Below are 2353 nucleotides of genomic sequence, written 5' to 3'. Positions count from 1 at the left end.
CTAGACCGGCATGGGGACGGGAGGAATCGATGATGCCATCGGAAGCGCCAGCCAGCGAAGGAGGCGATGCCCAGTCCTTCGATGCTCGAAACCATCAGGACGTCTACCGGGTCGCCGCCGAGACCATGGACCTGATCCATCGCCATGCGGCCCTGCCGGATCCGATCTCCTATGCGGTCTGGTTTGCCTTTGCCGCGAAGTCGCATGGCGGGGTAGTCGAAGCGATCACGAAGAAGCTGGCGAAAGCCCAACCCCTCAGCCCCTTCGACCTTGCCGAGATCTATTCGGAGTTTCTGGAAGCGGATTCGGCGTCCGAAGTCAGCCAGCAGATCGGATCGCGGTTTGAAGACAGCCTCACGGCCGTCTCGGAGTTGATCGACGCGGGGGCACGGAACAACAAGTCTTTCCGGGAAACCCTCGAAGCGCTTGGGGAGCGCCTCCCCCAGGCCGCTTCTGCCGGAGAGATCGACGAGATCGTCTCGCGGCTTGTCGTCGAAAATGAAAAGATGACCATGGCCATGCTGGCGCTGGACAAGGGGCTTGCCGAAAGCCAGGCTCAGATTGACCGGCTGAACGCGGAGCTAGAGGAGATGCAGCGGCTGAGCCTGCGCGATCCGCTCACGGGCGTGGCCAATCGCAGGGCCTTTGACGCCTATCTTGCGCAGACGATCGAGCAGTCGGCGGCGTCGCACTCGCCTTTTTGTCTCGGCATGACTGACATCGATCATTTCAAGCGGGTCAATGATACGCTCGGGCACCACACCGGCGATGATGTGCTCAAACGCTTCACGGACATCCTGCAGCGCCATACCAAGGGCCAGGACATGGTTGCCCGTTGCGGCGGCGAGGAGTTCGCAATCATCCTGCCACAGACGAGTATTGTGGCGGCGCATAATCTGATGGTGAAGATCGCGTCCGAGATCCGGAGCACCCAGATGCTGAACGATAAGGACCATGAGGCCCTCGGCCGGATCACCGCGTCCTTCGGCGTCTGTGAATACAAGCCGGGCCTGAGCACCGCTGATCTGTATGAACGGGCGGATTCGAGGCTCTACGCTGCGAAACGGGCCGGCCGCGACCGTGTGCGGTCTGACTTATCGCCCTAGCTGTACTGGAACGCTGGCGGGTTACGACGTGACCGGCGCCCGGACCCATAGATTGGACTCATGCCCACAGCCCCTGCCTCGACTGTCACACCGTCCCCCCGCCCGCGCCGCGTGCTTTTGCTGGGTGCGACCGGCACGATCGGACAGGCAGCTGTGCGGGCGCTGGTCGCCAGAGGGCATGACGTGGTCTGCTTCGTGCGGCCGCGCGCAGGCACGGGCGGAACGCTCACGCCGAACGATATGGCGGATCTGCTGGCGGGCGCGCAGGTGAGGTTTGGCGATGTCACCGATGCGGCCTCAATCGCGCAGGATGGCTTTTGCGGCGAGCGGTTTGACGCGCTGGTGTCGTGCCTGGCGTCCCGGACAGGTGTGCCGAGGGATGCCTGGGCGATTGATCATGGGGCAAATGCGGCCGCATTGAACGCCGCCCGGCAGGCGGGCGTGTCGCATATGGTGCTGCTGTCCGCTATCTGTGTGCAGAAGCCGAAGCTTGCCTTCCAGCATGCCAAGCTGGCGTTCGAGCAGGAACTGATCGCCTCCGGGCTGACCTATTCGATCGTGCGGCCGACCGCCTTCTTCAAGTCGCTGTCCGGGCAGGTCGAACGCGTCCGGCAGGGAAAGCCTTATCTCCTCTTCGGGGATGGCGAACTGACCGCCTGCAAGCCGATCAGCGACGGCGATCTCGGCGCCTATCTGGCCGATTGCCTGGACGAGGAAAGCCGCTGGAACCAGGTCCTGCCTATCGGCGGGCCGGGCGAGGCGATCACGCCGCGCCAGCAGGGCGAGGCGCTGTTTGCTCTGCTCGGCCGGGAGCCGCAATTCCGCGCCGTTCCGGCCGGGCTGATCGGGTTTATCCGGCAGGCGCTGGCCGTGCTGGGCCATGTGAGCCCGAAGCTGGCCGACAAGGCGGAACTGGCCGGGATCGGTCATTATTATGCGACGGAATCCATGCTGCTGCTCGACCCCGAGACCGGGCAGTATGACGCCGGCGCCACCCCGTCCACCGGCACGGAAACCCTGTTCGAGCATTACGCCCGCCTGATCCGAGGTGAAGTGCACGACGACCGCGGTGATCATGCGGTGTTCTGACATTGGGTGCCCCGTTGGCACACGCGCAATGCAGAGGTTTATTCTTATTGGCCAGAGAATAGCCAGCAAGGATACTTGCTGAAGCAATTGCCGGGTTCTGGGATATTTTCAGTGCCAACGCCTTGTCGCACAGTCATTTTATATTCAAAGATCATCTC

At 62.9% G+C, this 2353-nt stretch carries 2 protein-coding genes; both read left to right on the top strand.

Features of this window, described 5'->3' with window-relative positions; all coding sequences use genetic code 11:
* Positions 1–1106: GGDEF domain-containing protein (locus ACK4SV_RS16880; RefSeq protein ID WP_409919008.1), on the top strand; the 1106-nt coding region annotated here is incomplete at its 5' end.
* A gap of 60 nt (positions 1107–1166) precedes the next feature.
* Positions 1167–2195, top strand: a complete 1029-nt coding sequence (locus tag ACK4SV_RS16875) for an NAD(P)H-binding protein (RefSeq protein WP_409919007.1) — start codon at positions 1167–1169, stop codon at positions 2193–2195.
* The last annotated feature ends 158 nt before the right edge of the window (positions 2196–2353 follow it).

The organism is Hyphomonas sp., assembly GCF_046313735.1.
In the GTDB taxonomy this organism is placed as follows: Bacteria; Pseudomonadota; Alphaproteobacteria; order Caulobacterales; family Hyphomonadaceae; genus Hyphomonas.
The sequence above is the reverse complement of the archived record's forward strand: the minus strand, read 5'-3'. Positions and strand labels throughout refer to the sequence as shown.